Source organism: Pseudoalteromonas atlantica (assembly GCF_043641955.1).
In the GTDB taxonomy this organism is placed as follows: Bacteria; Pseudomonadota; Gammaproteobacteria; order Enterobacterales; family Alteromonadaceae; genus Pseudoalteromonas; species Pseudoalteromonas atlantica_A.
Window position 1 is genome coordinate 296,508 of the sequence record NZ_JBHZRV010000001.1, and the last position, 25,188, is coordinate 321,695.

Annotated in this window: 19 protein-coding genes; 12 read left to right on the forward strand and 7 right to left on the reverse strand. The window is 40.8% G+C overall.

Features of this window, described 5'->3' with window-relative positions:
* The first annotated feature begins 14 nt into the window (after positions 1-14).
* Positions 15-4,058, forward strand: coding sequence for a DEAD/DEAH box helicase (locus tag ACHUE3_RS01290; protein ID WP_394189397.1), 4,044 nt, complete (start codon positions 15-17; stop codon positions 4,056-4,058).
* Positions 4,059-4,061: 3 nt separating this feature from the next.
* On the opposite strand, the gene ACHUE3_RS01295 is transcribed toward ACHUE3_RS01290, so the two are convergent.
* From ACHUE3_RS01295 to ACHUE3_RS01305, 3 genes are all read right to left on the reverse strand, one after another.
* Positions 4,062-4,814: a phytanoyl-CoA dioxygenase family protein gene (locus ACHUE3_RS01295; RefSeq protein ID WP_394189399.1), complete on the reverse strand. Its 753-nt coding sequence runs from the start codon at positions 4,812-4,814 to the stop codon at positions 4,062-4,064.
* Complete coding sequence (locus ACHUE3_RS01300) at positions 4,811-5,365, reverse strand: uracil-DNA glycosylase family protein (protein ID WP_394190252.1); 555 nt, start codon at positions 5,363-5,365, stop codon at positions 4,811-4,813. The genes ACHUE3_RS01295 and ACHUE3_RS01300 overlap by 4 nt, the downstream gene beginning before the upstream one ends.
* 212 nt (positions 5,366-5,577) lie before the next feature.
* Positions 5,578-5,940, reverse strand: coding sequence for a VOC family protein (locus ACHUE3_RS01305; RefSeq protein WP_394189401.1), 363 nt, complete (start codon positions 5,938-5,940; stop codon positions 5,578-5,580).
* Positions 5,941-6,172: 232 nt separating this feature from the next.
* On the opposite strand from ACHUE3_RS01305, the gene ACHUE3_RS01310 reads away from it, so the two are divergent.
* The 8 genes from ACHUE3_RS01310 to ACHUE3_RS01345 all read left to right on the forward strand — a co-directional run bounded on the left by ACHUE3_RS01310 (position 6,173) and on the right by ACHUE3_RS01345 (position 16,120).
* Positions 6,173-6,793 (forward strand): fused MFS/spermidine synthase, encoded by a 621-nt coding sequence (locus ACHUE3_RS01310; RefSeq protein WP_394189403.1) that lies wholly within the window; start codon positions 6,173-6,175, stop codon positions 6,791-6,793.
* Positions 6,786-7,679 carry a spermidine synthase gene (locus ACHUE3_RS01315; RefSeq protein ID WP_394189405.1) on the forward strand — a complete coding sequence of 298 codons (894 nt, stop codon included), beginning with the start codon at positions 6,786-6,788 and terminating at the stop codon, positions 7,677-7,679. The genes ACHUE3_RS01310 and ACHUE3_RS01315 overlap by 8 nt, the downstream gene beginning before the upstream one ends.
* 215 nt (positions 7,680-7,894) lie before the next feature.
* Positions 7,895-8,797, forward strand: a complete 903-nt coding sequence (locus ACHUE3_RS01320; RefSeq protein WP_394189407.1) for an ABC transporter ATP-binding protein — start codon at positions 7,895-7,897, stop codon at positions 8,795-8,797.
* On the forward strand, positions 8,797-10,317 hold the full coding sequence (locus ACHUE3_RS01325; protein ID WP_394189409.1) for a hypothetical protein: 1,521 nt from the start codon (positions 8,797-8,799) through the stop codon (positions 10,315-10,317). The genes ACHUE3_RS01320 and ACHUE3_RS01325 overlap by 1 nt, the downstream gene beginning before the upstream one ends.
* 214 nt (positions 10,318-10,531) lie before the next feature.
* Positions 10,532-11,293: an ABC transporter ATP-binding protein gene (locus ACHUE3_RS01330; RefSeq protein ID WP_394189411.1), complete on the forward strand. Its 762-nt coding sequence runs from the start codon at positions 10,532-10,534 to the stop codon at positions 11,291-11,293.
* A 17-nt stretch (positions 11,294-11,310) separates the two neighbouring features.
* The gene (locus ACHUE3_RS01335; protein ID WP_394189413.1) at positions 11,311-13,311 is read left to right on the forward strand and encodes a TonB-dependent receptor; all 2,001 of its coding nucleotides are present in this window, start codon (positions 11,311-11,313) and stop codon (positions 13,309-13,311) included.
* Positions 13,312-13,323: 12 nt separating this feature from the next.
* Positions 13,324-14,766: an ABC transporter permease gene (locus ACHUE3_RS01340; protein ID WP_394189415.1), complete on the forward strand. Its 1,443-nt coding sequence runs from the start codon at positions 13,324-13,326 to the stop codon at positions 14,764-14,766.
* Complete coding sequence (locus ACHUE3_RS01345; RefSeq protein WP_394189417.1) at positions 14,759-16,120, forward strand: DUF3526 domain-containing protein; 1,362 nt, start codon at positions 14,759-14,761, stop codon at positions 16,118-16,120. Before ACHUE3_RS01340 ends, ACHUE3_RS01345 begins: the two co-directional genes overlap by 8 nt.
* A gap of 59 nt (positions 16,121-16,179) precedes the next feature.
* Here the strand turns inward: ACHUE3_RS01345 and ACHUE3_RS01350 are convergent, their stop codons facing one another.
* Positions 16,180-17,337, reverse strand: a complete 1,158-nt coding sequence (locus tag ACHUE3_RS01350; protein ID WP_394189419.1) for a benzoate/H(+) symporter BenE family transporter — start codon at positions 17,335-17,337, stop codon at positions 16,180-16,182.
* Positions 17,338-17,581: 244 nt separating this feature from the next.
* Complete coding sequence (locus ACHUE3_RS01355) at positions 17,582-18,787, reverse strand: alkaline phosphatase family protein (RefSeq protein ID WP_394189421.1); 1,206 nt, start codon at positions 18,785-18,787, stop codon at positions 17,582-17,584.
* Between the two features lie 119 nt (positions 18,788-18,906).
* Between ACHUE3_RS01355 and dgt the strand changes: the two genes are divergently transcribed.
* On the forward strand, positions 18,907-20,373 hold the full coding sequence (gene dgt, locus ACHUE3_RS01360) for a dGTPase (RefSeq protein WP_394190254.1): 1,467 nt from the start codon (positions 18,907-18,909) through the stop codon (positions 20,371-20,373).
* Between the two features lie 169 nt (positions 20,374-20,542).
* Positions 20,543-22,114: a hypothetical protein gene (locus ACHUE3_RS01365; RefSeq protein WP_394189423.1), complete on the forward strand. Its 1,572-nt coding sequence runs from the start codon at positions 20,543-20,545 to the stop codon at positions 22,112-22,114.
* 295 nt (positions 22,115-22,409) lie between these two features.
* On the opposite strand, the gene deoD is transcribed toward ACHUE3_RS01365, so the two are convergent.
* Together deoD and ACHUE3_RS01375 are read right to left on the reverse strand one after the other, a co-directional pair.
* Positions 22,410-23,117, reverse strand: coding sequence for a purine-nucleoside phosphorylase (deoD, locus tag ACHUE3_RS01370; protein WP_394189425.1), 708 nt, complete (start codon positions 23,115-23,117; stop codon positions 22,410-22,412).
* The gene (locus ACHUE3_RS01375; RefSeq protein ID WP_394189427.1) at positions 23,117-24,349 is read right to left on the reverse strand and encodes a phosphopentomutase; all 1,233 of its coding nucleotides are present in this window, start codon (positions 24,347-24,349) and stop codon (positions 23,117-23,119) included. Before ACHUE3_RS01375 ends, deoD begins: the two co-directional genes overlap by 1 nt.
* Before the next feature lie 191 nt (positions 24,350-24,540).
* Here ACHUE3_RS01375 and udk point away from each other — a divergent pair, with 191 nt between their 5' ends.
* A complete protein-coding gene (gene udk, locus ACHUE3_RS01380) occupies positions 24,541-25,170 on the forward strand; it encodes a uridine kinase (protein ID WP_394189429.1) in 630 nt (209 codons plus the stop codon).
* Positions 25,171-25,188: the final 18 nt, after the last annotated feature.

The window sequence follows — 25,188 nt, forward strand, 5'->3', positions numbered from 1 at the left end:
ACTTTAGCCGTTTTATGTCATTAAATACCCTGCCAAGCGTACAAACTCTAGATCAACAAAAACACCTCTGCGCTTTACTTGCGCACCTGTTAAGCGCCTCGTCGTATGGTTTTCAACATTCAGTTCAGCAAATCACTCAGCGGCTATTTCGTCAAATAAAACCCGGCTATTCGTTTTCTAAAACTGAGCTAGACACACTAACAACTCAGTTGGTAGAACAAAATTTACTGTGGAAGCTTCCTTTTGGCCCGCATTATAAAGTAACCACAGATGCAGTCCCCTTTATAGTCATTAATCTACAGCAACACCAAACAAGCTTAATTGCGCCATTATTGACTGAAATCAGCCATGTGTATCATCAGCAAGACAAAGCACTAAACTTTATTACCTTATTATTACTGCATTTTGATAACCCAAAAAAACACTTTGTTGTTAATGCTGAATTTGATCTAGGCGAGCAGTTTGTACATTTACTTGGCCAATCTCAATTTGCTAATCAGCTTTGGGAAATACTACCCAAACAATGGCAGCAAGAATGCCTGATTCACTTCGCTCACGCGCAATTTTTTAATTTAATGGCACCAAACCCTTGGCCTAAATTAGTTAACTCGTGTGATGGGATGAGTGAGTACACGCGTTACTATTTTAATGAAAACCTTGCGGTATTATTACGAGACAATCAATACGATGAGTTACTCGATAGCCAAGCAGATTGGCAACACGCATTATTTTTAGAAGCAAATACCCTTGCAATCAAAGGTGATGCTCCTGAAACAGCAATAACTCACTACAAAAGTGCACTCACCCGTTTTAGAAAGATATTTGGCAAAGGCTATTATCCCGCTGAAATTACAGGGCTGCTTTACACGCTCAGCTTGCTTATTAATGGCAGTGCTGCTGATATAAAACAATTAACCACGTGTAAAAAGTGGTATTACAAACACTTTGGTGAAGACGCTTACACCAGTATGGCCGTTGATTATTTGCTTGATAATGATCCTATTTCACACTTTCCTAGTTATCGGCTCATCAACAGATTGAACAACTTGATGATTAACCCTAACGCAGTTGCGGCATTATTTTGTTTTTTAATTGCATTGGTTAAATATGCTAATGATGAACAAATAGATGAATTACGGGGTGAATCGGCGCTACTTAAACAATTATTAAATACGCTAGAAAATTACTCACATTGGTTAGGCGAGCAGTGTTTACACTTAGCCAAGTGGCTCAGCAATGATACAGCACTGCCTGACGAAGGTATTTTGCAACACTTTTCGCGAGTACCACAATGGCAACGATGGCTCGATGAAGTGAGCCAAATCAACGAGCAAAAAGTCACTATGCGTGTAATTTGGCAACTTGATCTTACACATCTTGATTTGCCGCTTGTACAAGCGAGAGTACAGCAACTTAATGCAAAAAGTGAGTGGACTAAAGGCAGAAAAGTAGCCATTCACGATCTTGAAAATGAGCAATATCAGCCAGCCTTAACTGAAGCCGATATCAATTTAATACATATTATTTATAATCATGCCGGCTTTGGTTATCAAGAAGTACAAGCAACTGCGAAAGTGCTGCAAGCCTTGATTGACTTTAATAGCTTAGAAGATCATCGTGGCGATCCACTTACCTTAATAAAAGGTGAGTTTATTATTGAAATAGCCAAAGATAAAAACGACTGTTATAAACTGGTATTACAGCCAACAATCGATGACTATGATGGCGATTTTTTACTCACCCACAGCCATGGCAATAGCTACCAAGTATTCGCAGTAGGTGAAAAACAACAAAAATTACAGCAGTTATTTGAGCAACAACCCAATAACCTAACCGAAGAGCGCCTGCCGCAACTTAACGCAGCACTTAAAGCCTTAGCCAGTGATCATCATATTAGTAGCCAACGCAGTGAGTTTGCCGAGGTAAATAATGTGCGCCTAGGTGATTGCCAGTTCAGTGCCGTCATTAAGCTCACGCATATGGGTATAGACGTCAACTTTTATGTTATGCCTTATACTGTTGATGGGCCGTGGTTAGAACCCGGTGAAGGAGCAACCAGTATAGTTTATAACGACGATACTGATAGCAATAGTGTTGTAGTTAAGCGCGACTTAAAAGCAGAAAAACGCACATTCAAAAAATTGCTAAAAAATCTTAACGGTGTGTTTATAGATAAGAATCATCAGCTCAACTCATCGCTGCAACAATTTTTTATCCCAGAAGATATAAGCCAAGCAATTGAAACCCTCGAACAGGCCAACAAAAGTAAAGCCCTAGTACTTAGTTGGGACGAAAGCAGCCAAGGTATGAAGCTGGCGAGCAGTAAACACCTTTCGCTAAACCTCAATGACGATAGCGATTGGCTAAGTGTTAGTGGTGATGTTTCACTACCTAGTGGCGATATTTACACACTACAAACACTACTCAAAGCGCCGCGCCGTGGCAGTATTATCAATTTAGATGATGAGCAATCGCTGATCCTAGATCAGCGTTTGACTAACTTACTCAATCGTCTAGAAGGCATGCAACACGATAACGAAGATATTGAACAATTGCGTATCGCTAACGCCCGCGCGTTGCCATTGCATCAAACACTGGCTGATTTAGGGGATGTTACATTTGGTGAAAACTGGAAGACACGATTAGCTCAGTTTAATCAAACAGTCGAGCCAGTTTTACCTGCTCATTTGGTTAACGTGTTACGTGATTATCAAATTATAGGCGTTAAATGGTTAATGCAACTTGCTAACTGGGGACTCAATGCCTGTTTAGCCGATGACATGGGCTTAGGTAAAACACTACAAACACTCAGTGTATTACAAATGCGTAGCCATCTTGGAGCAAGCTTAGTGGTTGCACCTAAATCGGTGTGCCATAACTGGCAAGCAGAAGCCGAACGCTTTGCCCCTGCATTAAATATAAAAACCATTGCTAACGCCACTATCTGTGAGGAAGTATTAAGCACTGCAAGCGCGAATGATTTAGTTGTTATCAGTTATGGGCTATTACCATTAATTGGGGAACAACTTAGTGAGTTTGAATTTTCTAATATTGTGTTTGATGAAGCACAAGCAATCAAAAATCCATTAAGCTTGCGTGCAAAAGCCGCATTCGCCCTCAACGGACACTTTAAAGTTGCCCTTTCCGGCACGCCTATAGAAAACCACTTAGGAGAGCTTTGGAGCTTATTTAACTTTTTAATGCCAGGTTTTTTACACACATTACCGATGTTTAAAAAGCGTTTTGGTAATGCCGATAAAAACCAACAGCAAGCCGATACCCTTAAAACCTTAATCGCTCCGTTTATACTGCGCCGTACTAAACAAACAGTGCTGACTGAACTACCAGAAAAAACCGAAATAAACTTAACCTTTGCATTATCTGATAAGGAACAAGCACTTTACGAAGCAACGCGTTTAAATGCTCTAGAACAAGCCAATCAAGAAGACAGTCAGTACATTACCATTTTAGCCTCATTAACTAAGCTGCGCCGCGCATGTATAGCACCACAGTTATTGCTTGAAAACACTAAGATGCCCTCGAGTAAACTCGATACCGCCGAAGCTATTATTACCGAGCTACTTGAGAATAACCATCAAGCGCTCATTTTTAGTCAATTTGTTGATGTATTAAAACTAGTAGAGCAACGATTACAAAAACGAGGCATTGATTACTGCTATCTCGATGGAAGTATGAGCACCAACAAACGTAAGCAACAAGTTGAAAAGTTTCAAGCAGGTAAGGCCCCGCTGTTTTTGATAAGTCTAAAAGCCGGCGGAACAGGGCTTAATTTAACCGCCGCAGATTATGTATTGCACCTTGACCCATGGTGGAATCCTGCTGTTGAACAACAAGCATCAGATAGAGCTCATCGGCTTGGCCAAACTCGCCCTGTTACTGTATATCGCTTGATAGCTAAAAATACAATTGAAGAAAAAATACTTCAATTACATGAGCATAAACAAGCATTAGCTGACAAATTGCTGGCTGGAAGCGCAGATGTGGGGCAGCTTTCAAAAGACCAATTATTGGCTCTTTTAGCTCATCAGGCAGAGTAAAAGCTATTGATGTGCCAGTGTGACTGCAAAGGGGCTGGCATCTTCTAACTCGTTAAGCATTTCAGGGCTAGGTAGGCAAATATCCTGAACAAAATGCAGTACATCTGGCTGTGGTTCACCAAATAGTATATCTAGCGCTAAACGATCTTTTCCGTAAAGGCCACGGTGAATCATGTTGGCTGAAAAGATAAGTAAATCACCGGCCTGCATTTCTATTGTGTGGCCTGTGGTCAGGTCATCGTGCGTATTGCTATGGTCTGTGGCTAAACGTGTTGCTAACTCTTGGGGTGTATCCCAGCGTCGATGTGTGCCAGGAACAAGCTCAATACCCGGCTCATCTTCCAAAGCGACACGACAATGAATCACTTCTGGGCCAGCTAACGCTGCTTGCTGTTCTTTTATATCTAAGTGATATTGCATATCTCGGTGCCAATAATTTTCCTGTTCTGGGTTTACCGGGTTAAAAAACAGTTGTGTATTCATAAAAGCAGCGCGCGTTAAAATAGAGTCAACCTGCGCCATCAATTTATAACTGGCAATGAATTTAAACAGCACCATTCGCTGCGCGTCATTAAGATAAGTGTTTGCGGTTAAGTAGGCACTATTAACCGCCTTGCTTTTATAAAAGTAGTGATTGTCAGGTATCCACTGCTGGTGAAAACACTTTACAACATCACGCACTTCGCAAAGCTCAGCTTCAGTATAGAAACCGGGCACATGAAAAAAGCCAGTGCTACTAAATTGTGTATTGATCATTTATCACCTTGGGACTTTAAAATAGTGCCAACTTGCTTTTGAAGAGTGGGTAATACATCCGCTTCAAACCAGCGATTCTTACTCAACCAACTATTATTTCGTGGGCTTGGGTGTGGCAATACTATTTTACTAGGCCAATGCTCACGCCATGATTTTACTAACTCAGTTAACGGTGTTTTTTTATACTCTGGCAAATGATATGCCTGTGCGTACTTACCCAAAACAATCGTTAACTTTATATCAGGTAATGCATCTAATAACGCCTCACGCCACGCAGGAGCACACTCCTTTCGTGGAGGTAAATCACCAGACTTGCCTTTGCCTGGGTAACAAAAGCCCATTGGCAATATCGCTATTTTATTTGCATCATAAAACGCTTGTTTATTTATACCCAACCATTGACGTAATCGTTCTCCGCTCGCGTCATCAAACGGTTTACCTGTTTGATGCACTTTAAGCCCAGGTGCTTGACCGGCAATTAAAATGCGCGCTTTTGCATTAAATTGAATCACTGGGCGCACGCCTAATGGCAATTTAGACTCACAGATCATGCAATTACTAACTTGTTCGACTAAATTACCTTGCCTCACTGGATCACCCTATTTACTAATGCACAGTTAATAAGCAAACTCCACTAACAGCCCTATTACAAAGCGATGCTGCAATCTGGGCTTTATACATAGTGGCTGAGTTAAATACTTTACTGCGTGCTTTTGTCATAAAAATTGCTCGAGTTAGTAAAAAAATGATCTATCGAATATCGTTATACTTTTTCAGACCACACAGCAAACTCATTGCCACACGGGTCTGAAAAATGAAATCGGCAGCCACCAGGAAAGTCAAAAACAGGTTTGGTTATTTCTCCCCCATGATGTTGAACTTTAGCCTGTGTTGCCGTTATATCATTACTGTAAAACACCAACAGTGGCGCACCATTTAACGCGTTCGCAGACAAAGGAGCTTGGTAAAAACCGCCATCAAGCCCTGCATGCTCTTTACTAAAAGCAGTATACTCAGGACCATAGTCTGTAAACTGCCAATTAAACACTGCACTGAAGAACGCTTTTGTTAGTTCTAAATCTTTTGCTGCAAACTCAACATAATTGAGTTGTTCATGATTTGCCAAAATCTAATCCTTAATAACTAGTTAGCACCAATTGACCTGCGCTTTTTTCTGTTTTAAGAATACAAGCAGTTAAAAAAAATAGCGAATTATTCGATAAGATCATTCTGGTTAAAAACTTAAGTTGCGTAAATAAACATGTATAACTGTGTATAAGAATTCAACAAAATAGTATAGCGAAGCTATGCTCATCACGTTAAGATGGGTTAAATATAACAACAATAAGAAACAACAAATGTTTAATAAAACTAACGCATTAATTTACTTTTTAGCCTTTAGTAGTGGCTTTAGTATTATGGGAATCGAGTTGCTAGGCGGGCGAATATTAGCGCCATTTTTTGGTAGCAGCGTGCATATTTGGGGCAGCATTATTACCGTATTTATGCTGAGCTTATCATTTGGTTATTTACTTGGCGGTAAAATGTCGATTCGCCAACCCTCTTTGACAAAATATGGGCTGATCTTTTTATTAGCAAGTATTATGGTGCTGCCCATCGCACTTTTCGCACAACCTATAATGGAATTTATTTTCAGCCATATCGAAGATAGCCGTTATGGCTCTTTGCTTGCTTCTACCGCATTATTTTTCATTCCAACCATTATCCTAGGCATGATTTCGCCCTACTCTGTTAGATTACTCGTGACAGACCGTGAAAGAAGCGGCCAAGTTGCTGGCGGCTTATACTTTGTTAGCACCCTAGGCAGCGCTTTAGGCACAATTATTACGTCTTTTTATATGGTGCTCGCATTTGATGTTAATAGCATCATCATTGGGTTTGCTACTTTGATAGGGAGTTTAGGGCTGCTTGCAATTGCCGTTGACTCTCTGGCAAAAAAGGAGGTGGTTTATGCGTAAGCTCGCTGCATTATATTTAGCTGCAACAGCCTTATTAACCACCCAAGTAAACGCAGAAGTCATCCATAGTGAGCGCTCTTTATATAGGAATATATTAGTAGAAGAAAACGGCGATTTACGGTGTTTAAAGTTTGACGAAAAAACTCGTATGAGTAGTCAAAGCTGTATGTATATAAGTAAACCTAAGCAACTTGTTTTTAACTATACAAAGCTTACTTTTGCTAGTTTATTAATGATTGAAGACCCTAAGAATGTGCTAATTATTGGTTTAGGTGGAGGTACACTGTCTAACGTAATACACGAACTCTACCCTGATGCCATAATAGAAAACGTAGAAATTGACCCTGCCGTTATTAAGGTAGCCAGAGATTACTTTGCGTTTGTAGAAAATGATAAAGTTACTTCAAAGGTACAAGATGGTCGTATTTTTATAAAGCGTGCTGCGATAAAAAAGCAACAATATGATTGGGTTATTCTGGATGCTTTCAATGGCGATTACATCCCTGAACACCTACTCACCAAAGAGTTTTTTGAAGAAATTAAAAGTGTACTTTCACCTAACGGGATTGTCGCTGCAAATACATTTTCATCAAGTAAACTATATCAACATGAATCGGCGACTTACCACGCAGTGTTTGGTGATTTTATAAATGTATCTACTGCTAAAAATAGTAATCGCATCATCCTAGCCGGCTATGAGCATATGCCTACTGAGCAGCAACTAGCTAGCCGAATAGCGAAACTAAGCCCACTATTGTCACCTTACGGTATCGACTTGCATACTATCAGTAAAGGAATGGCCTCGACCAAAGACAACCAAGATTGGCCAGCAGATACCAAGGTATTAACCGACCAATATTCGCCTGCAAACCTACTTAACTTTTAGCTCCTCATCGCCGGCGAAAGTCGGCGACAGCACAACACCTTCCCCTTACTAATGAGTAGATATTTGATTGACGCTTTTCACTATTATTTAGCGAAAGTGGTGATTATCTACGCTTTGAACAATCAAGATAAAATTAAACCTTTGATAGTTATAAGTTTTAAAAACGGCCCAATCATTGCTGAATAAATGAACTTCATAATAAGAGACATTCAAAAATGTTAGATATTCAATCATTGAGTCATCAATATAAAAAAACTAAAGATAACCAATGGGCTATAAATGATCTGTCGTTACAGGTTAAACCAGGCATTTTAGCGTTGCTTGGCCCTAATGGGGCGGGTAAATCGAGTTTAATGAGAATTTTAGCCACTATCACAAAACCAACACAGGGCACTATTTTATATAAAGGCCACGATATTGTTAAAGCGCCCCAGTTGTTACGCAAAGAGTTGGGATATTTACCGCAGTATTTTGGTGTCTACGATCAGCTGTCTGGCATTGAGTTTTTGCAATATATGGCAGGATTAAAAGGACTCAAAAACGCCCAAAGTAAAAATATCATTGACGACTTACTTAATAAGCTAAATTTAACCCATGCGGCAAACCAACCTTTAAAAGGGTATTCCGGCGGTATGAAACAGCGAATTGGTATTGCTCAGGCACTATTAAACGACCCCCAAGTACTTATAATTGACGAACCAACTGTGGGCCTTGATCCGCATGAGCGTTCAAATTTCAGGCAATTATTAACTGAGCTTTCGACAAACCGCTGTATCATATTCTCAACGCATATTGTGTCTGATGTTGAATCAATTGCTGATCATGTTGCGATTATGCAAAACAGTCGCCTTATCCGCTCAACCACCCCAGCGATATTACAACAAGAAGTAGCCGACAAATGTTGGACGCTAAATGTTGAACATAACGAACTTAAACGCATTCAGGATGAATTTATTGTTAGTCATAGCGTAAAAAGAGCAAACAAGCTGGCGCTTAATATTGTTTCCCCGTCTAGCCCTAGTGAAAAAGCAACACTCAGAGAAACCACGTTAGAAGATGCGTATTTGTATTTTACCCGCGATCACGTTGCGCCCACGTGTAAACACAGGGCAAGCTAATGAAACAAATATGGCAATGTATTATCGCTGACTTTAAGCAGCGGACACGGCAACAGCGCTTTATTGTAACTTTGCTATTAATGTCGGTATTAACGTTATTGTACTTTCCACCACCTGATGCGCAATATCAAACGCTGGTCATTAATGGCTATCGCGGTGTTTACAATAGCGCCTGGATTGGGCTTTGTCTTGCTATGCTCAATGTGATGTTTTTACCTATTATTTGTTTTTATTTAGTTAAAAATGCGCTTGAATTAGACCGACAATCAAACACCTGTGAGTTAATTGCTGCCACCCCCATCAACACACACGCATTTGTATTTGCTAAGTGGACGGTCAATCTATTTATTTTGCTGATTATCGTTTTGGTTATGTTACTCACGAGTCTATTTATTCAAATGTATTACGGTGAGAGCTATCAATTGAATATATGGCCTTTTGTATGGCCGCAGCTGGTGTTTGTGCTCCCTTTATTGTTAGCTATTTCATCCATCGCTATTTTGTTCGAATCAATAAAATGGCTGCGAGGCGGTTTAGGTAATGTTGTTTATTTTTTCTTATGGATTGGCTTCATAACTCAAAATATCGAAGGGATGTCGGGGATCGGCGCAATACTTGAAAACCTAGAAACTGAAGTAGCAACCCGTTTTCCTGCTCAACAAGGTATGTCTAACATCGGCATCACAACCAGCAATTCTGTAAACACCTTTTTATGGGATGGATTTACGCCAAGCTCACATTACCTTGTTGGAATGCTGCCTTTATTGGGTATCAGTTTGGTAGGGTTGATACTGGCTTTTTGGTGCTTTGACCGTTTTAGCAATACTTCAACAACACCAATAAAAGAAAGTTCCGTCCTTGCAAGCTACATTGAAAAAGTAGCAACCATGCTTGATACCTTATTTATAGCCGCAACAAAGTCATTTTCGTTCACGCGTTTTTTTAGACTAGAGCTTAAACTAATGCTCAAGGGACAAACTAATAGTTGGTTTATTGGTTTGCTTGTTTTCAATATGTGTCAGCTATTTGTAAGCCAGCAGTTACTAATGAGTGCTTTTATACCACTTTCATTGTTGTGGTGTGTGCTCGTAATTTCGCCGTTGGGACAACTGGAAAAGCAAACCAATACCCTTGAAATAATGACCTACAGTAAACGCGCCCCTTTATTGCAAAATACAGCCAGCTTAAGCGCAGGATGCGCCGTGCTGGTACTAGCTTGCTTTGGTGCTTTTACCCGGCTGATTATAATGACAGAATGGTTAATGCTGATCCAATTGTGTATTGCCATTATATTTATAACGTCGCTTGCTTATTTTTGTGGTGCATTTGCCCAAACAAAACGCATGTTTGAAGTGCTGTTTCCAGCTATTTGGTACTTGGGCCCAATTCAAACTGGGTTATACCTTGATTTTATAGGTGTTAATAGCCAAGCCAGTTGGCATGCTGGAATGCCTTACTACTTTTTAGCCTGTGCGGCCACCATGGTTACACTAACAATGAGTGTAAAACAAACACGCTAGTTAGCAAATTAATCTACCTATACTCCTCCTAAATAAGTGTAGGTAGATACATACTCGCCTGCACCACTATGCAAAAACCATTGCTCTGACTACACGCTAGCCAATCATACACTTAGGTAAGTTTATTTTCTTGAGAATTATTCTTATTGTTGTCCCAAAACAAAAACTGTTATAACATAACAAATGTTACGATATAACAAAATAAAGGATTCTCATGATTGAAATAAGTCACCTGAGTAAATCGTTTGGTGATAACAATGCCTTAAACGATTTATGCTTATCTATTCCTGCAGGCCAAGTAACTTGCTTACTTGGCGCTAATGGCGCGGGTAAAAGCACCACGTTAAATCTGCTACTAAACTTTATTACACCTGATTCAGGACGGATAACCATTGATAATATTGATGTGCAAATGGAGTCAGAAAAAAGTAAACAAAAACTTGTGTACCTCCCAGAGCAAGTAAATTTATTTGAAGAATTCAACGCGATTGAAAACCTGCAATACTTAGCCTCACTTACAAAACAAGTTATTAGTAACGAACAAGTTGAAGATGCACTGATTCAAACAGGTCTGCAAAAAAGTGCGTGGTTAAAGCCTTTGAGCAGCTACTCAAAAGGTATGCGACAAAAGGTAGGCATTGCCTTTGCTATTTTGCGACAAGCAAAAGTGCTGTTACTTGATGAGCCAACATCAGGGCTTGATCCAAGTGCGACCCGTGAATTTATCAAAATTATAGAGTTGCTAGCGCACCGTGGTGCTGCAATTTTAATGGTGACACATGATCTTTATTGCGCACACAGCCTTGCAAAGCAAATAGGCATTATGAAACAAGGAAAATTGTGTACCTTACTCGTTAATAACACCCTGACTCTTGATGAACTTGAAGCACATTACCATCACATCATCTCAGGTGATCCATTACCTAAACCCGCTTCGCTTAACAATACAAACTCTCTCAACCCTGAACTAGTATAATTAGTAGGAAAATGAACATGTGTAGTACCCGCCTTTCACCAATTAGCCTTGCGATATTAACTAGTTTGAGCATTTCAACAGCCGTGTACGCTGACGATGAGCAAAACAAAGATTCAACCTTATTTATTGGTGAAGTGATTGAAGTTATCAACCAAAATAATGCTGCAAAAGAGGCACAATTAGTCGGCTCAGTCGACATAATTAACCGCGACCAATTACAAAATGAACATGTAAATGTCACTGTGGATTTATTAAAAAAGGTTCCTGGGGTTTATTTTTCACGTTTTAACCAAGGTATCATCTCCACTGATGTGGCTATTCGTGGCTTTAATGCTGAAGGCTCAATGCCACACACCAAGTTACTGATTGATGGCATCCCTAGTAACTTACACGTAGGCTTAGGCGAAATGGATGCGCTATTTCCTATGGAAGTAGAATCAATTGAAGTTGTAAAAGGCAATCATGATGCGCGCTACGGTTTGCACAACTTAGCGGGCAATCTCAATCTGCGCAGTCGCCGTGATGATGCTAAAGAAGTAGAAGTACTTGTAGGTAGTTTTGATACTTATGAGGCACAAGGTTACTTTGGTGATGTGAAGGACACTTTTTCACAGCATTACTTTATCGGTGTACGTGAAACCCAAGGGTATCGTGACCATAGTAACTTAGAAAAGCATGTATTATCTGGCAAATGGTTCTATCAACCAACCAATCAAACCGAAGTAGGCGTAGTTGCACGATATTTTGATTATGAAGCCGATGCACCTGGGTACCTTACAGAGGAAGCTGCAAAACGCGATGCAACCCAATCAGCTGATTACGCTAAACATGACAGTGGTGATAAACAAACTCAGCACCTTAGTGTTCATGTTGATCATGCGTTGGATAAGCAGTGGCATCTAAGTGTCAAAACCTATATTCAACAATTTGATCGCCATCGCTACATTCAATACACCGCCTCTTCTGCTCAACAAGAACGACTAGAGAAGGATCGCCAATACGGTGCTATTGCAACGTTAAGCGCTGTGCTGAATTCATCTTGGTTATTAACCATGGGCCTTGATTATCAAGCGCAAGACAATACCAATGAGCGTTTTAGAACCATTGAGAAAACCCGCCAATTGCAATTTCGTGACTGGGACTTTGATTACAATAATGTCGGTGGATTTACGCAACTTCAGTACCGAGGTGAGCGACTATTGTTAGGCGGTGGCCTTCGCCTCGATAGCTTTTCGGGCGACTTAGTTGATGGTATCAACCAACAAACCAAAGCAATCAACGATGATGGGGTGATTTTACAACCCAAATTAAATGCCTTGTATGAACTCACCGATTCACTGAATATTTTTGCGAACTATGGCGTTAGTTTTCAAGCACCCACAGGCAGTAAAGCCTACCTTAGTGAAAACAACCCTGGCTTTGAGTTTTCTAAAAACTATGGTTATGAAACCGGCGCAAAGTGGCAGTTATTTGAGTGGTTGAATACGCGAGTGTCTATCTGGCAGCAAGATGCTAAAGATGAATTAACGCCAAAAACAGATGGCTCGGGCGGCTTTGATAATATTGGTGAAACTAAACGACGAGGTTGGGACCTCGCCTTTAGTGCAGATATAAACTCAAAATGGTCCAGCTTTGCATCATATACCCGTCAGGAAGCCAAACTGGTTGAACCTGGTGAAACTAAAATAGCGCAAAAAGGTAACTGGTTGTTAGGCGTGCCGGAGTTTACAGCTACGGCCGGTGTTATTTATCGCCCAAGTGAGAAGCTAAAAACGGCAGTCTACGGGCATTTTCAAGGTGATTATTACGTAAGTAACGTCGTACAAAACAAGCAATACGGCGATTATAAGCTCGTTGATTTAGCCATTAATTATGATTTAGGTTGGGGTAATGCAGGCTTTAGAGTCAACAACCTATTTGACAGTTACTCTGACTATGTTTACTTGGTTGGCGATGAAACAATCCATTCTCCTAGCGATGGTCGTTCAGTCAATTTAAGTCTGTCATATCGATTTTAAAAGGAATGCTACATGTCTAATGGAATAAGTTGGCACGTGTGTAAACACGAGCTAAAACAAAAAACAAAAAATAACACGCTTTGGTTGTTGTTTGCCTTGATGCAACTGTTACTCGCCGTTGCTTTATTTACCAGTTGGCAGCAGTACCAACAAAGCCGCGCGTTGCAAATTAGTTCACAACAGTTAGTTGAGCAACAGTGGCTAGCACAGCCCGACAGACACCCACACAGGGTGGCTCACTTTGGTCACTTTGCTTTTCGCCCTCCCAGTGCGTTGAGTTATTTTGATATTGGTGTGAATAACTGGGTAGGTAACAGCGTATTTTTAGAGGCCCACAAACAAAACAGTGCAAACTTTGCCAAAGATGATCAAGCTGCAACCTTACTTAGGTTTTCTGAATTATCCGTGGCTAATTTGCTTTTATTTGTTTGGCCTTTAGTGTTAATTGGATTGGGGTTTTCTACAATAAGTGGCGACCAAGAGCGCGGTACGCTTAAACAAATGTTGGCTGTGGGTGTTAAGTTTTCGCATTTATTATGCGGAAAAGGCTTAGCTTATACACTATTAAGCGGTGCATTTTTATTACCTGTTTTTATCGTATCTATTGTGTTGTCATTGGCCAGCGATGCTGTGTTTACTAGTGATGTGTTTTATAGAATTGGGCTGTTATTTGTTCTGTACTTGGCCTATTGCGTATTTTGGATAAGTGTTGTGCTTTTAGTATCAAGCCTCACTCGATTGCCAAAGCACAGTTTAACGGCATTAGTAACGTTATGGTTTGTATTGCTCGTGCTGACCCCTCGCACGTTGGCTGATATAGCACAGCAATTACACCCCCATAAAAGCCGTAATATGCTGTCTCTTGCTGTACAGAGCGACATTCGTAAAGTGGGGAATAGCCACAACCCGAACGATCCCCATTTTAATGAATTCAAACAACAAATTCTGAAGAAATATGCGGTAGAAACAGTAGAAGATTTGCCAGTTAACTATCGGGGTCTCATCATGCAAGAAGGTGAGCGTATTAGTGCTGAAATTTATCAACGCCATTACCAACATCAGCTAGATCAGTTTAATGCTCAACAGGCATTTATTAGCAAATTTTACTGGCTTAACCCTTACTTAGCGGTTAGAGACTTATCGATGGCAATTAGTGGCGTAGACAGCAGGCACTTTTTTAATTTTGAGCAACAAGCCGAACAGCATCGGTTTGAACGAACTCAAGGCTTAAATAAGATACATACCCACGAGATTGATCACCACAACGACCGCGAACAACGCGTATCGTCATCGATGTGGCAGAACTTTCCTAAGTTTGATTATCAGCCTGCTTCACTTAGTTGGTCTTTAAAGCACAGTTTTGTGGCGGTTAGCTCATTTGGACTTATCACTTTAATACTGCTGGCTGTGTTGATCACACCACGCATCCAACGTAAGGCGTTTATTCATGCTTAAATTTGAACTTAAACGATTACTTTCGCCGCGCGCCAACCAAATTAGTTTATTGGTGTTTGTACTTAGTGCGTTGCTGGCGATTTTTTTAGGGGCCAACGCCTATAAAAATATACGTAAAGACCAAGTCATTGCGAATATTGTGTTTGACAAAGAACGCGCTCATTTAAAAGAAAGGGGCAACCTGCCCGAGATGGGATCGCTCGCTTACTATGCTAAAGCACCTACACAATGGCAATTGTCGCCTTGGGCTGCGCTGTTTACTGGGCAGAGTCAAAATAACTTAGCGGCAATGAAAATAAACGCACTGGCCTTACAGGGTCAAATTTATAACAAGGAGGTGATCAACCCCAGTAAACATCGTGCTGGAGGGTTTGATTTAGGCTTTGTACTTGCTTATATACTTCCCATTCTAATTGGTGTGTTGTGCGTTAACTTGCTTAGTGATGAGCGTCAATCAGGGCGGTTTAGATTGCTGAGTGCGTTTGCTGGCAATGCAGCAAAAAAAATCCTTATACGCGCACTATTGTTACGCTTTTATATGGTATCAGGGCTAATTGTTATTTTATTTATCGTGGCTGCAGTGTTGCTTTCTTTACCGCTAAACGGGATGTTTCTATCGGTGGTTGGACTGAGCATTGCGTATTGTGCTCTGTGGTTTCTAATTGCTGGCGTTATTGTGAGTTTAAACCTAACAGGGTTATTCAATAGCCTTGCATTTATTAGCGTTTGGCTTGTTTTTGCAGTATTGATCCCCGGAGCCATCCATTTAGTTTTAAACCAGCAATACACGCAACAACCGGCTTTACAAGCCAGTGTTGAACAACGTTTAATCTTAAATGATGGCTGGGATCAAGACATGCAAGCTGCGCTGACGCGCTTTAGTAAACAATACCCTCAGTTTAGTGAAAAACTTAGCTTTGAAGGGCGATTCCATTGGAAATGGTATTATGCCATGCATCAACTTAGTGATTTAGCTGTTGATGAACATTGGCAGGCGCATCTTGCTTTGCAACAAGCGCGTGATGACAGCTTGTCACGCATTAGTTGGTTATCACCAAACTTGGTTTATCAACAAGCCCTTAATACGTTTTCAGGAACAGATACGCTCGCTTATCAACAATACCTTTTAAACGTAAGCGAATATCATAAACAAGTCAGCGAATTTATTTACCCTTATTTATTCGATGATATCCCTGTGACGAATGCGGATCTTGATTTATTTCCAATGTTTAAACCAAATGCGCAGCCAGTTCAAAGCAATGAGTTATATTATGGCATGGGTTTATTTGTGATTCTGTGTGGCATGTTCACGGCCATTATACGCGTACGCTTTAGACATCTCACGGTCACTTAAACTGACAATCTCGCAGTGATAGCGTGATTAAGGGTCACGTTATCACTGGCATGCTAAGCTTATTTTCTAGGTATTAACCACAGTGTTAACGCTCCTGCTAAAATCCCCCAAAATGCAGAGCCGATAGAGTACAAACTTAAATCTGAGGCTGTAACTAAAAAAGTGATCATGGCCGCTTCAGTGTAATAACTATCGGATAGAGCTTGCTGTAAACTAGATGCTATAGTGGTAAATAACGCAATGCCCGCTAAAGCAAGAATAAGTGCTTGTGGCAAACTGGCTACCAACCCCACTAACGTAGCTGCACCTATTGCCATTAAAATATAAAAGCCACCGCCTGCAATACTCGCCCAATAGCGTTTATTGGGGTCTTTATCTGCATCTTCACTCATGCATATTGCTGCAGTAATGGCCGCAAGGTTTATTGCATAACCGCCAAATGGGGCAATCAATATATTCGTAAAACCCGTCACGTTAAGTGATGCAGAGATCGGCGCGGGGTAGTTATGTGCTTTTAATATTGCAATACCGGGTAGGTTTTGCGATGTCATAGTGACAATATACAATGGGATACCTACGCTGATCATGGCTTGTAAGTTGAATTCTGGTGCAATAAAAGTAAATTCACTCATTTTCCATTGCCAGCTACTGGTATCAATCTGCCCTGTAGCTCCTGCCATAACAAAGCCTGCAACAAGCACCATCAACATAGTAAATCTAGGCATTAGTCGTTTACACAGTAAATACGTTAAAACCATTGCACCAATTATAAGCGGCTTATCGCCCATAAAATTAAATACATCAATACCAAACGTGACTAACACACCGGCTAACATGGCACAGGCTATTTGGCTTGGGATCCGTTGCATTACTTTTTCAAACCAACCCGTAACCCCTGAAATAAAAACCAATAGAGCGCTCAACATAAACGCTCCCACCGCCTGATTTAGGCTGTAACCTTGTGCGCTGGTTATCAACAATGCCGCCCCGGTTGTCGACCAAGCAATAAGAATGGGCAGTTTATAATAATACGACAAAGCAATGGAGGTGCCGCCCATTGCAAGACCGAGCATCAGCACCCAGCTAGCCACTAGATCAGGCGTGCCTCCGAGTACAATGACGACTTGATAAATCAATGCTATCGAACTGGTGAAACCGATTATCACCGCGACTAACCCTGCCGTTATTCGGTTTAATAATTGATCTGATAGCACCATAAAGCACCTTAGGTTAAGGAGTATTTAACGCTTATTTATACACAGATTAACCTAAGGTGCTAGGAACAAAGTTTAAACTATGACTAAGGTCTATACCCAAGCCACCTCAAGATGCAGAATTCAGCGTTTCACAGGGGCTTAATATTGAGGCGTTACTTTGCAGTAATGACAGTCACTTAAAAGTAACAACGATGAGAGGAAGTGCCGGTGAAACACCCTGCGAGTTGGTATAAACGTGTAATATTTATTTTTCAACCAAAGCGGGGAGCAGCGTTTTTCCGTCACTGTCTATTTCGTTGAGTACTTTTAGTCCTAGCACGTTTGCAATAAGCGGATAAATATCAAGATTGCTAACCTCTTTAAGAACTAGGTTTTGCTTAAATGCAGGCCCTTGCGCTACAAATGTTGCCGCCATATCCTCACTATAAGCATAACCATGGGTGCCTAAATAATTAATATGTTCTTTGTTTGCGAATGCCTTAGGTGCAACAGTTTGTAAAATTATATCGCCCGTTCGGCCATTATTTTTGTAGTGATAAGCCTCTCGCTGAGTATCGGTTAACACGATATAGCGCCCTTTTGCAGCTTTGACTAACCGTTGCTTATAAGCTGATATTTGTGCTCGTGTAGTACCTTGATTGGCATAAATCAGTACCCGAGGGCCGGTATTTTTAACCATAAACGCATCATCTTTTGGTAAGGTATCTAACGCAATACTTTGTTCAGGATCAACTTGGCTCATACCATGATCTGATACCAATACTAAATTGGCATTAATCGATAATTCATTGATTCGATTATGTAACTGCCCCATTAAATTATCTAGCTGCTGAACTGCGTCTTGGGTTTGCATTGCATCAGGGCCAAACTCGTGCCCAGCACTGTCTACTAAAGAGAAGTAACTGATCACTAAACGTGGCCGTTGTTCTTTTGGCAGTGTTAGCCATTGCACGATTTGATCAACTCTTTTTTGATAATCACTGTGTTTTGAGTAATGGTAATAATAATCGGGTAGCATGCCGTTAAAGCGGGCGTCAGATTCAGGCCAAAAATAGGTTGCCGATTTAAGCCCTTGCATAGACGCTAAATTCCAAAGTGGAATGCCACTTAACCACGTGCTGTCATCTTTTCCTTTACCCATGCTGTAACAGTCGCTTCGTTTTGTATCGCAAAAACGATTTTCAACAACACCATGATTTATTGGTAATAAACCCGTAACCATCGATATATGGTTTGGAAATGTTTTTGTTGGGTAGACCGGCCGCATTTTGTGGCCTCTTACCCCTTGCTTCGCAATATTAGCTATATTTTTAGCGCCGTGCTTTTCGATGTAATCCCAACGAAAACCATCAAGAGAAATAAGTACGACGGTTTGCTCTTCACTGCCCTTGGTTGGCAGGCTCAGTAATAAAAGGACAATAATATTTAAATTTAAAAGTAGCTGGCGCATTAAAGTGCTCCTAAAAGTTTGGCGTTGCCATCATAGAAAAATTTACGCAGGAATAAAATAGCTTTACCTATTATTTCAAGCTGTTAGATTTAAGGCATAGACCACATATGAATGGATTTATTATGATCGACTTTCAAAAGAAAATAACACCCGCCAGAGCCGAGCGCAGCACAGCTAATCTAAACATGGCATTGGAAAGCGATCGTGGTCGAATAATAAACAGTGCGGCCATTAGGCGCTTACAACAAAAAACGCAAGTATTCCCATTGGAGCGCAACGCAGCGGTCCGCTCAAGGCTTACACACTCACTAGAAGTTCAGCAAGTCGGTCGATTCATCGTGCAACGTATTTTTCATTTTTTAACGCAAGAGCAAATTATTAACTATGGCTTAAAAGATTTAGAGCGACCATTAGAAAGCTTAGTTGAAATGGCCTGCCTAATGCACGATATTGGCAACCCACCGTTTGGTCATTTTGGTGAGGCGGCTATTAATAAGTGGTTTCGCTCTCATTTAACCAGTGTCGCACCTGAGCGCTGCCAAACCCCAAATACCGGTATTAATGTTATTTTTAAGCACTTAATTGAAGACATTCAAAACTTTGAGGGCAATGCACAAGGAGTTCGCATTGTGCATTCACTACTCAGCTTAAATTTAACCTACAGTCAAACGGCAGGGATTCTAAAATATACCCGCCCAGCCAGTATGGCAAAACAAGACAGTCCAAAAGATAAAAGCTACCTGATGAAAAAAGTAGGGTACTACTTCAGCGAGAAGCCATTTATTGAAGCACTGCAAAATGAGCTTGAAATCAATCAATACTGTCGTCACCCAGCAAGCTATATTATGGAAGCTGCGGATGATATTTCCTATTGCTTAGCAGATATAGAAGACGCGGTAGAAAAAGGCATTATCAGTGTTGAACTATTATGCGATAAATTAAAACACCAATATAAACGCACTCTTATTAATTTAACGATTGATGATACTGAACATTTAAATTTTGTTGAGAAAGCAATTGATTACGCACTCAACAAAGCCGCTGCGCAACCTTATAACTTTAATAGTGAGTTTTTTATTTATTTGAGGGTGTCGTTACTGCACCCACTTGTAAACCATGCGGCAAATCGTTTTATTGAACATATTGAGGCTATTTATCACGGCGATTTTAACCATGCTCTTCTTGAAGACAATAGCCACTTACATGCAGTCACTAAAACATTAAAGCAAGTGGCACTTGAACATGTATTTAACCACCAAGAAGTAGGTAAATTAGAGTTACAAGGTTATCGTATTATTACCGGGTTGCTTGACTGCTATAAACCCTTATTAGCACTTAACTGCGATGAATTTAAACGAGTAATAAAAGGAGATACAACATTTTTAATTGAGTCTAGGTTAATAAAAAAGCTTTCTAATAAACACCTCAATAGCTATCAAAAAGCAATTAATGATTTAACGCACGAACCCGACCACTTTGCCGCCTATGAGTTTTACTATCGTTGTCGCCTTATTCAAGATTACATAAGTGGTATGACGGATCAATTTGCCTATGATGAATACCGCTCATTAATGGCTATAGAATGAACATAGATCTGTTAAATAAAAAGGTGACAAGCAATACCTTCACCCGTTTGTATAAGTTTTGCTTGTATGATTAACATTCGCACACATGCGTTCCTAATTGCTGGCTAGATAATTTGCCAGAGTAATATTAAACTAAGATTATTGTTTATTTATCATTAAATGTGCGCCAATGACTTTATTTTTACGCCTTTTCTTTTTGACGTTGCTTACCTGTAGTTTTAACACCACAGCAAAATACAACGAAGCGATGTGTATTTTGTATAAACAACAGATGCAACAATTTAGTGATGATAAAAGCAGTCGCAGTTATCGAAACGCAAGGAGAGACTTTAATAAAAACTGCAGCAATCCACCTCCTGTTGAAAATAAACCTCAGCAAACTATTACAGAGCCAGCGCCAGTTATAAACAGTCAAAGTGCAGAACAAGATAAAGATACGCGCAATGACCTTAATAACGTTAACGAACAAAGTACTGTAGAAGATACATCACCAATAAACGAAAGTGTAAACCCCCTTGACGCAAATGACACGTCAGAACAATCTGAGGTTGAATTATCTGAATCAGATTTAGAAAAAACAAATACAGAGGTTGATCAAAACCCACTTACTGGGGCCCAGAGCAAGCAAAAAATAGAGTCAAACGCTCAGGATACTCCCGCTGAGTCGCAACCGAAACCAGCTATAAATGCAGCTAAAGTTCAAACCAGCACAGCCGCTGCTCCAGCTATTACATCACCTGTCATAGCCGCAAGTGGACAGTCAACATCATTGACCACGCCGATTCTTATTATCGTGTTAGTGTTACTGATTGCTGGATTAGTGATTTATAAACTTCGCATTAAAAAGCAATCAGCCGATTCATCCACAACGCTTACCAGTAATGCAGTGGTAACGCCTGCCACAATGCCGACCCAGCAAGACTCGCAGCCAACGCCACTATCGGATTCAAAAGCAGACATGGGTACATTAAACACAGATGCAGCAGCATCTGAAAAGGAACTGCCCATTGAGCAAGAAATAGATGAGCTCAACGCACGCACAGTTAAACCTGAGGTTGTAAATACGCCCTCTTTAGACTCAACAGAACAACTCGAAGCCGACACAGCAGATGATGAGCTGAATGAACATAGCGAGCGCGAGATAGAGCCTACTGCACCAGTAGCGCACGACGAACCAAACTATGAACCTGCCAATGAGTCACCAACGTCACGTATTAATAACGAACATGACTTTAAAGAGCCTGAAGTACGTACATTTGACCCTGATGCACCATTGCCTGGGCAGAAAAAAGAATCGCCACCACAAGCTCAAGTTAAAGAGACTCCTATTGATACTCTAAAGGAAGACTCTCCCGCTGACTTAGCTGATGCTACGACAGTACATTCAAGTGTGCATAGTAGCCATCAAGATGCTTTAGATCAGCAGGTGCCTGAGCAAACAATTAACCCTGCAGATAAAAGTGAACAACCACAAAACATCAGCACTGAAGAACATGAGATTGAACAAGCACTCAATACATTAAATACACAGATTGCTGAGCAAGACAGCTCTTCAGAAAGTGCAGATGAAACATCTGATAAACAAGTTAAAGCCAATCCGTTTGCAAATCTTTCGTTAGACCCAACATGGGATCCAAATACAAAGGAAAAGCCAACCATAGAACCAAAAAAATCAGTTCCAAAGTCAGCTGAACTCATTGCAGCAGAAGAGCGCGCTAAGCAGTTGAAGACCGATGAGTAATACCAATCCGCAATAACACTTAATCATTTTACTGGGCTAAACGTGCCGCTACCTGCGTTAAAAAATTCGCTACTTAGAACAACTAAATAGCGAATTTTTTGCCTTGCTATCAACACGTTTTTCTACCCTCAAAATAGATCACTTAATTAAGCGAATTGGTATAAAACGAGGTTAGCCTTTTTTGCTCTGACACAGGTATAAAAAAAGCCGCATAAATGCGGCTTTGGGAGGTTAGTCTCACTGTGTTTGGGCGTGTCTCCAAACGAGTGAATACGTTACCAAGGAACTTTGCTGATTACGCTTTTACTGATTCAAGCGCAATTTTAACCATTTCATTAAATGTACTTTGACGCTCATCGCTCGGCGTAGCTTCACCGGTAATTACGTGGTCGCTAACAGTGAACAACGCCATGGCTTTTGCACCGTATTCGGCTGCAACGCCATACATACCTGCTGTTTCCATATCGACAGCTAACATGCCTAACTTATCAAGCTCTTGATAAAAAGTATTGTCCGCTTGATAGAAAGTGTCAGTGGTAAAAACGTTACCTACTTTTGCTTTGATACCTAACTCTTTAGCAGCATTAACACCGTTTAGAAGTAAGTCAAAATCTGCAATAGCAGAGAAATCATAGCCACGAACGCGAGCACGGTTTACGTTTGAATCTGTGCTGGCACCTTGTGCAAAGATAACATCACGAATTTTAATATCGCTACCAATACCGCCGCATGTGCCGATACGAATAAGGTTTTCAACGCCGTAACTAACTATCAATTCACGGGCATAAATTGACATAGATGGAATACCCATCCCTGAGCCCATAATACTTACTGGCTTACCTTTGTAGGTACCGGTAAAGCCATACATATTACGAACGCCTGTTACTTTAACTGCGTTATCAAGAAAGTTTTCTGCAATATATTGCGCGCGTAGTGGATCGCCTGGCATTAAAACCGTTTTTGCGAAATCACCGTTGTTCGCTTCGATATGCGGAGTACTCATTATTCGTTTCCTTTTACAATTGGCGCTTTTAGCTTGTCTATAAAGCCTTCACCATAGTCAAGTGCAGGTAAGTTAAACCACTGGGCAAGGGTTTGACCTATGTCTGCAAAACTAGCACGTTCACCAAGGGCCGTATTTTCAAGACCTGGTTGGTACGCAATTACAGGTACATATTCACGGGTGTGCTCACTGCCCGGGAATGTTGGGTCACAACCGTGATCCGCTGTAATTATTAAAATATCATCATCATTTAGCTGCTTAAGTATAGTCGGTAAAAAGTCATCGAACTCTTTAAGCGCTTTAGCATACCCAACAGGGTTGCGGCGATGGCCAAACTTTTCGTCAAAATCAACGAGGTTTGTAAAAATCAGACTATGATCTGGCGCAGTTGCCATTACCTCAGTCGTTTTTTCGAGTAAGTTTTGTAAGCCTGGGGCTTTGTGTTTTTGGGTAATGCCTTGGTGTGCATAAATGTCTGCAATTTTACCAATACTAATTACTTCGCCGCCGTCCTCTGCTAACTTATCTAGCAATGTTGGTGCTGGCGGTAATACTGAATAATCACGACGATTGCCCGTTCTAGCAAAGTCTTGACTATTTGAACCCAAAAATGGCCGCGCAATCACTCGTCCTATGTTCATTTCATCAAGCAGCGCCCGTGTGATTTCGCAGACCTGATAAAGTTTTTCTAGACCGAAAGTTTGTTCATGCGCGGCTATTTGAAACACGCTATCAGCTGAGGTGTAACAAATCGGCATACCAGTTTTGATATGCTCTTCACCTAGCTGTTCTAAAATAGTGGTCCCTGAGGCATGGCAGTTACCTAAAATGCCAGGAATACCGGTGCGAGTAATTAACTCGTCAATAAATTCTTGTGGAAAACAAGGCTGTGTATTCGGGAAATAACCCCAATCGAATAACACAGGTACACCCGCCATTTCCCAGTGACCTGATGGTGTATCTTTACCGCTTGAGAGTTCTTTAGCATAACCCCATGCTGCGATTGGTGTTTGGCGGTCGCTAACTAAGCAAGGCTCTTTGCCTGCCGCTTCACATGCATCAATCAACCCTAATAGCGATAAATTCGGTAGCGAAAGTTGTTCGCCCGTTTCCTCTGAGTAAGCTTTCAACAGATGTGCAAATGTGTTTGCGCCTAAATCACCAAATTTATCAGCGTCAGGAGCAGCACCTATGCCTAAGCTATCTGCCATCAATATAATTGCTCTTGCCATACTCACCTCGTTAATCCAATGTGGCTACTTTATCTGCTGTTGCTTTTTACCGTACAGGACATAAGTCCTGTTTCATAAAACCTAAACATTATAAATTTCACATCTTAGAGCGAAGCAAGAGAGATTAATCGTGTCTTTTTTGCTATTGTGATCTACCAACAATGTATCCTTATGTGTGGATGAGAACTTTAGTGACACGAACAATAATAGCTATTGCTGGCGCTTCTGCGTCGGGCAAATCTCTTTTTAGCCAAACTATTTACAATGAGTTGGTTAATGAGCTTGAACCAGGCGCTATCGCCGTGATCGAAGAAGATGCGTATTACAACGATCAATCGCATTTACCGTTTGACCATCGAACGCAAACGAACTACGACCACCCTGATGCGTTTGAACATGAGTTAATGTGTAAACACCTGACTCAATTACGCAATGGAGAAGCAGTAGAAGTTCCGACTTATGATTATGCCCAGCACACGCGTAGCGACAAAACTCGCACCGTGATGCCAGCAGAGATTATTATAGTTGAAGGGATTTTATTGCTTAGCGATAAAGCGCTAAATAAAGAATTTGATATCAAAGTGTTTATCGATACACCCCTTGATATTTGCCTAATGCGCCGTATGCAACGTGATATGGAGCAACGAGGCAGAACATTACAGTCCGTTGTTGAACAATATCAAGCGACGGTGAGACCGATGTTTTATCAGTTCATTGAGCCCTCAAAGCACAAGGCTGATTTAGTGGTCACACGTGGCGGCATGAATCGTGTTGCGATTGATATAATTAAAAGTAAAATAAAATATTTACTGCAAAAATAACAACGGGAAATAACTAAA